This is a genomic window from Agarivorans sp. (assembly GCF_050295395.1).
In the GTDB taxonomy this organism is placed as follows: domain Bacteria; phylum Pseudomonadota; class Gammaproteobacteria; order Enterobacterales; family Celerinatantimonadaceae; genus Agarivorans.
In genome coordinates, this window is the sequence record NZ_JBNKPP010000276.1 from 23,631 (window position 1) to 29,698 (window position 6,068).

7 protein-coding genes are annotated in these 6,068 nt (G+C 43.8%); 2 read left to right on the forward strand and 5 right to left on the reverse strand.

Going from position 1 to position 6,068, the window contains the following annotated elements; translation table 11 throughout:
• Positions 1 to 18: 18 nt before the first annotated feature.
• The 3 genes from ACQY6Q_RS16465 to ACQY6Q_RS16475 all read right to left on the reverse strand — a co-directional run bounded on the left by ACQY6Q_RS16465 (position 19) and on the right by ACQY6Q_RS16475 (position 2,013).
• A complete protein-coding gene (locus ACQY6Q_RS16465; RefSeq protein WP_427983104.1) occupies positions 19 to 438 on the reverse strand; it encodes an Hsp20/alpha crystallin family protein in 420 nt (139 codons plus the stop codon).
• Positions 439 to 722: 284 nt separating this feature from the next.
• Positions 723 to 848 (reverse strand): hypothetical protein, encoded by a 126-nt coding sequence (locus ACQY6Q_RS16470; RefSeq protein WP_427983106.1) that lies wholly within the window; start codon positions 846 to 848, stop codon positions 723 to 725.
• 721 nt (positions 849 to 1,569) lie between these two features.
• Positions 1,570 to 2,013, reverse strand: a complete 444-nt coding sequence (locus tag ACQY6Q_RS16475) for a hypothetical protein (RefSeq protein WP_427983109.1) — start codon at positions 2,011 to 2,013, stop codon at positions 1,570 to 1,572.
• A gap of 405 nt (positions 2,014 to 2,418) precedes the next feature.
• On the opposite strand from ACQY6Q_RS16475, the gene ACQY6Q_RS16480 reads away from it, so the two are divergent.
• A complete protein-coding gene (locus tag ACQY6Q_RS16480; protein ID WP_427983111.1) occupies positions 2,419 to 3,978 on the forward strand; it encodes a Re/Si-specific NAD(P)(+) transhydrogenase subunit alpha in 1,560 nt (519 codons plus the stop codon).
• Positions 3,979 to 3,992: 14 nt separating this feature from the next.
• The gene (pntB, locus tag ACQY6Q_RS16485) at positions 3,993 to 5,390 is read left to right on the forward strand and encodes a Re/Si-specific NAD(P)(+) transhydrogenase subunit beta (RefSeq protein WP_427983113.1); all 1,398 of its coding nucleotides are present in this window, start codon (positions 3,993 to 3,995) and stop codon (positions 5,388 to 5,390) included.
• Between the two features lie 141 nt (positions 5,391 to 5,531).
• Here pntB and ACQY6Q_RS16490 read toward each other — a convergent pair whose 3' ends face one another.
• Both ACQY6Q_RS16490 and ACQY6Q_RS16495 read right to left on the reverse strand, forming a co-directional pair.
• Entirely contained in the window at positions 5,532 to 5,846 is a 315-nt protein-coding gene (locus tag ACQY6Q_RS16490; protein WP_427983114.1) for a DUF496 family protein, read from the reverse strand.
• 114 nt (positions 5,847 to 5,960) lie between these two features.
• Positions 5,961 to 6,068: DUF2058 family protein (locus ACQY6Q_RS16495; RefSeq protein WP_427983120.1), on the reverse strand; the 108-nt coding region annotated here is incomplete at its 5' end.

A 6,068-nucleotide genomic window follows, 5' to 3' on the forward strand; every position in this document is an offset into this window, starting at 1 on the left:
TACTGGTCGAATAGAATACTAGCTAATATTTATTTGCTGCTTTTGTTGAGGCTCTGGCAGCAATTTGGGTGCCCGCAACATCAATAAACCATTCACTAGCTCGGCGCTAATATCTTTTGCCTGAATGGCTTTACCTACATTAATGTTACGTTTAAAAAAACCACTACGACGTTCTTTACGTAACACGTTGTCGCCTTCTTGCTGATGCTCCTGGTTTATTTTTGCTTCAATACTGAGTACGCCATCTTCAAGGTGCACCTGAATATCTTCTTTAGCAACACCTGGCAACTCGGCCACAAACAAATAACTATCTTCTTTATCTATGATATCAACCCTAGGTTGGAAAAAATCTTCATCTCCCACTCTAAAAGCGGGGCTAAAGAAATTATCCCATAGACGGTCGCGATCAAACCAAGGTTCTCTAGGTAACATGTTCATCTTATGCTCCTTAGTTAATGCTTAGACTAAAAACACCTCCTACAGAGTAATTTTAGCTCCTGTTAATATGCCCATGGTTTATCGAGATAGACAAAAACAATTCACTTTGACCCAAAGCAAAAGCCGAGCAAAGATTTTTTCAAAATGTGCAATAAGGTATAAATTTTGCCCATTAGCAGATTAACAGGCAAAAAAAAACCGCCAGCATCAAGCTAGCGGTTTTGGGGGATGTAACAAGCGTGAAAATCAAGTCACGAGTATCTGAAAGCAACTACCGATGTAGTTTACTCGGCCGCTTCAACATCGGATTCACATTCTTTTGCATCAATGTCTTCACTGATAGGAAGGCGAACAAAAAAGCCTTTTCCAGTTGCAAAACAACGCATCGTTTGTTGTTGGTCTTGTTCCATTACGATAAATCTCCTAAGTTGTTGCAAGGGTGAAATCTAAGAATTTCTGTTTATATTAATTTATTGCCACTTGCGTAAGTAAGGCTAGCTAGTGAATAAAAATTTCACAAGAAAAATTTAAACTGGCTATTAAATAGCCGACTTTTTCTTGATCCAGCTCAGTCTTGCGGTGGGTAATTTATAGTCTTTTTCCAAAAATGTGAAGTACTAATTCTGATCTTTGCGGATCCAGTGCAAAAACCCAAAATAAAACACCTTTAAAAACAAAAACTTAAAAACACAGTGTAATTTTCAAAAACCCGTTTATAGCTTTAGTGAATATTAAAGGCGCGGCTAGTTACAATTAGCTATATTTGGTTTTTTACACAAAAATAACGAAAAGAGAATCAAGGACTTATAGAAAGATTGTCGACAACAACAATAGATGCATAAATATGCAAAATATACCACTAGTGACAAATTGATTCATTAGAGAAGAGAAGAGCAAGCCAACCATAGCGCGGGCTAGCGGCGTTTTATCGTAAGCAGATCAAACAATACCCATAGTGCGATTATGGTAACCGAAACAGTTGCCCCATATTCTAGATAGACATGAACATATCCAAGGAAAAAACTCGCTGCAGGAAGCAGAAAGACCAGCAATAAGGCCAACAACAAATAGCCCAACACGTTACCCCCATTTTTTGCGTCCAGTATATCGCTTGGGGGAACGAGTAAACAACTACTCAAAATAAGATTTTAACTTAAGTTGCACATGCCCATCTTTCCATAAGGTGGTATCAATGTGAGTTTTACAAATTGCACAGAACAACTTATTCGATAAGGTCAAATGACTAGAGATTCTATTGCCTTTAGCCCGCAACATTAAATTATCTTGCGCTTGCCAACGCAGCCCACCACGCCAATTGGCTCGCCAACGCGGTACTTGCTGATACCGTAGCAATAGTTGCTGCTGCTGAACAGGTGATAAGGAATTAGTAGAATAAGGCTGCGCCGAGACTAATTGTTGCTGTTGCAACCAGCTAATTTTATTAAAAATAGTTGCAGTGGTAGGCGGTTGAACTAACTCTTTATCAACAGCAAATTCTAATTTTAAAGCCGAGTTTGCTAGGGCCAAATATGGCCAGCAGAGTATAGCCAATATTAAGTACTTTACTCTCCTCATATCCACCTCCCCTTATAGCTTGAGTTTAGTTTGTAAAATAAAGGCTTAAGCGATCAGCCCGTCTTTAAAAACCCACGGCTATATATAAAGGATAGTCGAGCTAGGCCATTCTAGCTATTCACTGATAAAAGCTAACGAAACCCTGCCTCTGCTGCTTTACATTTTGCTAACGTTTAGATACCTAGGTATAACCTATCGCTGCGATAAACTTTACAAATTGGTTCGACCAATGGAAATAAGCGATACTTTTGCCCAAAGTTACTTGACTGTTGAGCTGTAGTTTTCTTTCATATCAGACCAAATGCGTGAAATTAACTAATTAGTTTTAGCTAACAAACGGTTAATATACAGTGATCAGTTGCCAAAATAGCAACGCAACATAACAACCATTAGCAGGAATACACTATGCAAATCGGAATACCTAAGGAGATCTTCGACCAGGAGAGCCGGGTAGCCGCCACCCCTAAAACAGTAGAGCAGCTACTAAAGTTAGGCTTCTCTGTGGCTGTGGAAAGCGGCGCTGGAACAGCAGCCAGCTTTAATGATGAAGCCTATGCCGAAGCCGGTGCGGAGATTGTCAGTAAAGAGCAAGCTTTTCAAGCAGATTTAATTTTCAAGGTCAACGCCCCTCTCGATGGCAGTGATGGCAGCGTTGACGAACTCGCCCTAATAAAAGAAGGTGCTACCGTCGCCAGTTTTGCTTGGCCAGCTCAACATCCCGAAATGCTAGAAAAATTCAAAGCAGCTAAAGTCAATTTGCTGGCGATGGATATGGTTCCGCGGATTTCTCGAGCACAATCGTTAGACGCACGTAGCTCACTAGCCAATGTTGACGGTTACCGAGCCGTTATTGAAGCCGCCAACCATTTTGGTCGCTTCTTCACTGGTCAAATTACCGCAGCAGGTAAAGTGCCACCAGCCAAAGTATTAGTGATTGGCGCAGGGGTAGCAGGTCTTGCCGCCATCGGTACTGCCGGTAGCTTAGGCGCAATTGTGCGCGCATTTGATACTCGCCCAGAAGTAAAAGAACAAATTAACTCGATGGGCGCTGAATTCCTCGAGTTAGAGTATGAAGAAGAAGATACGGGCAGCGGCGACGGCTACGCCAAAGAAATGAGTGCTGCCTTTATTGAAGCAGAAATGGCACTGTTCCGCGAACAAGCCAAAGATGTCGACATTATTATTACCACTGCATTAATTCCCGGCCGCCCAGCACCTAAACTGATTTTGGCCGACATGGTGGAATTGATGAAACCAGGCAGCGTAATCGTTGACTTGGCAGCCGCTACCGGTGGTAACTGTGAGTTAACTAAGCCAGGTGAAATTAGCGTTCAGCACGATGTCACTATCGTTGGCTTAACCGATATTTCTCGTCGCTTACCCGCTCAAGCAAGCCAACTATACGGTACCAACCTAGTTAACTTACTTAAGTTAATGTGCCCAGAGAAAAACGGCGAAATCGACATTAACTTCGAGGATGAAGTACTACGCGGCGTGACTTCGGTTAAAGATGGCGAAATTACCTTCCCACCACCACCGATTCAAGTGAGTGCTCAGCCCAAAACTGAAGCCCCAGCAGCCGAAGTGACGCCAGCAGAACCAGAGAAACCCGCTAAGCCTTGGTTAAAACCGCTAATCGCGGCGGCAGGCGCGGCGGCTTTTGCTTGGGTAGCAGACGCTGCACCAGCAGACTTTTTACAACACTTCACCGTGTTCTTATTGGCCTGTGTGGTCGGTTACTACGTTGTTTGGAATGTAACTCATGCCTTGCACACTCCATTGATGAGTGTAACCAACGCCATTAGTGGCATTATTATTGTGGGAGCCTTGGTGCAGATGAAGGCCGATACCTCGTGGGTAGTATTGCTGCTCTCGGGAATAGCCATTCTGATTGCCACCATTAATATTGCCGGTGGTTTTACTGTGACTCAGCGGATGCTGAAAATGTTCCGTAAAGACGACTAAGGAGAAATAGTCACATGTCTCAAGGTATTGTTTCCGCAGCGTACCTAATCGCTGCCCTATTGTTTATTTTCAGCCTTGCCGGCTTGAGTAAACAAGAAACCGCTCAACGCGGTAACATCTTCGGCATCATCGGTATGGTGATTGCCGTGCTAGCCACCTTGGCTAGTACTCAAGTATCTGGCGGTAGCTGGATCATCACTTTGGCTATGGCTATTGGTGCCGCGATTGGTATTCGCTTAGCATTAAAAGTAGAAATGACCGAAATGCCCGAGCTAGTAGCTATTCTGCATAGCTTCGTAGGTATGGCCGCTGTTTTAGTGGGCTTCTCTAGTGCCATCGATCATAGCTCGTTAATTGACACAATTACTGGTCAAATCGACCCAGTAGCGAAAACCATTCACGACGTAGAAGTATTCCTTGGCATCTTTATTGGTGCGGTGACCTTTACCGGATCAGTGGTAGCTTTTGGTAAACTACGCGGCATTATTAGCAGTGCCCCTAAAGCCCTCCCAGGCGCTCACTGGTTAAACTTAGGCATGATTGTAGTGTCTATCTACCTAGGCAGTGTGTTCATGGCGAGCGAAGCCATGTGGGCCTTGGTAATTATGACCTTGATTGCCTTCGTATTTGGTTACAACTTAGTTTCTGCTATCGGTGGTGCCGATATGCCAGTTGTAGTATCCATGCTTAACTCATACTCTGGTTGGGCAGCGGCGGCGGCTGGTTTCATGCTAGGCAACGATTTGCTGATTGTGACCGGTGCCTTAGTAGGTAGCTCGGGGGCGATTCTGTCTTACATTATGTGTAAAGCAATGAACCGCTCATTTATTAGTGTAATCCTGGGCGGCTTCGGCACCGAAGGCGGCACTATTGCGGCTGACGTTGAGCAAGGCGAACACACCGAAGTGCAAGCCGATGAAGTAGCAGAAATGCTAAAAGACGCCAACGAAGTGATTATTGCCCCCGGTTACGGCATGGCGGTAGCACAGGCACAATACCCAGTGGCTGAAATCACCAAAAAACTACGTGATAAAGGGATTAAAGTACGCTTCGCTATTCACCCGGTAGCAGGCCGCTTACCTGGCCACATGAACGTACTATTGGCGGAAGCCAAAGTGCCGTACGACATCGTGATGGAAATGGATGAAATCAACGACGACTTCGCTTCTACCGATGTGGTATTAGTGATTGGAGCCAACGACACCGTTAACCCTGCGGCGAAAGAACCAGGCAGTCCAATTGCCGGTATGCCAGTACTGGAAGTATGGGAAGCGAAGAAGGTAATCGTATTTAAACGTTCCATGGCTACTGGTTACGCCGGTGTACAAAACCCATTGTTCTTTAAAGAAAATACCGACATGTTGTTTGGTGACGCGAAAGAAACTGTACAGAAGATCCTCGCCCATATCTAAGCAATAATAGTGAGATAAACAAGCCGCTCTGTGAGCGGCTTGTTTATACCCGACCTACTACCATAAGGCCAGATTAACGCTTTCTCTAGCTACAAAAAAACCGCTATGCAGCGGTTTCGTTAGGAGCATCAGCAGCCTTAATTAGCCGCCTTTCATATCCTTTAGCTTTTGTGCTAATTCGCGACGTTCCTTCGATAAATCGGCATTTTTAATGGTGTATTCATCAACCCGATCTTCGTAGTCTGAACGCATGTTTTCGATAATCAATTTAATATCACTAACACTCATGCCTTCTTGAATGTAGCTACCTAGGTTATCTAACAAATCAACGCGCTTACGGTTATCACGAATCTTCTTATCTAAATCAACCATTTCGCGTTTTAGCTTATTTCGTCTACGGCTCATAGAAACAAATTCCAATACCTTTGAAACATTATCAACGGTTTGCTTTTCCATTACTTCTCCCCTCTGGATTTCGGCTTAAACAGTTAGTTTGTCTCAACATACCCGTTTCTGTATTTTCAGCAATAACTATTTGACCGGCTTATGACATAAATTAATTTTACTGGCTTACCACATTAAATCATCGGGAATCTGGTAGTCTGCATACGGATCGTCTTCGTCAATGACATCTTGGCTAGGGTCATTGATTAATACCACTACGCTTTCATCTCGTTG

Bases quoted from the DNA above. Each gene is read 5' to 3' on its own strand.
- ACQY6Q_RS16470 (WP_427983106.1), bottom strand. From the start codon at position 848: ATGGAACAAGACCAACAACAAACGATGCGTTGTTTTGCAACTGGAAAA.
- ACQY6Q_RS16480 (WP_427983111.1), top strand. From the start codon at position 2,419: ATGCAAATCGGAATACCTAAGGAGATCTTCGACCAGGAGAGCCGGGTA.
- ACQY6Q_RS16465 (WP_427983104.1), bottom strand. From the start codon at position 438: ATGAACATGTTACCTAGAGAACCTTGGTTTGATCGCGACCGTCTATGG.
- ACQY6Q_RS16490 (WP_427983114.1), bottom strand. From the start codon at position 5,846: ATGGAAAAGCAAACCGTTGATAATGTTTCAAAGGTATTGGAATTTGTT.
- ACQY6Q_RS16475 (WP_427983109.1), bottom strand. From the start codon at position 2,013: ATGAGGAGAGTAAAGTACTTAATATTGGCTATACTCTGCTGGCCATAT.
- pntB (WP_427983113.1), top strand. From the start codon at position 3,993: ATGTCTCAAGGTATTGTTTCCGCAGCGTACCTAATCGCTGCCCTATTG.